The organism is Pseudoalteromonas sp. SG43-6, assembly GCF_014164365.1.
GTDB lineage: Bacteria > Pseudomonadota > Gammaproteobacteria > Enterobacterales > Alteromonadaceae > Pseudoalteromonas > Pseudoalteromonas rhizosphaerae.
In genome coordinates this window covers 1-233 of record NZ_JACJEZ010000240.1, presented here as the reverse complement: position 1 = coordinate 233, position 233 = coordinate 1, and the positions used below count along the sequence as shown (strand labels likewise).

The following is a 233-nucleotide window of genomic DNA, read 5'->3' as shown; positions in this document are numbered from 1 at the left end:
AGCCTGTTTCTAGCACAAGCAGATGGTAGTTACCGAAAATTACTAGCGAAGCTAATAAAGTATGATCTACTGATCTTAGACGACTGGGGGCTTGAACCACTGAGTGCGCAGCAACGAGGTGACTTACTCGAATTAATCGATGCGCGGTATGGGTATAAATCACACATAATTATAAGCCAGCTACCACAGGAAAACTGGCATGAAATGATAGGAGAATCAACCCATGCTGACGC

At 44.2% G+C, this 233-nt stretch carries 1 protein-coding gene; it reads left to right on the top strand.

What is annotated here, in order from left to right; genetic code table 11:
* On the top strand, window positions 1-233 hold a 233-nt coding region (locus H5201_RS22935; RefSeq protein ID WP_182785484.1), incomplete at both ends, for an ATP-binding protein.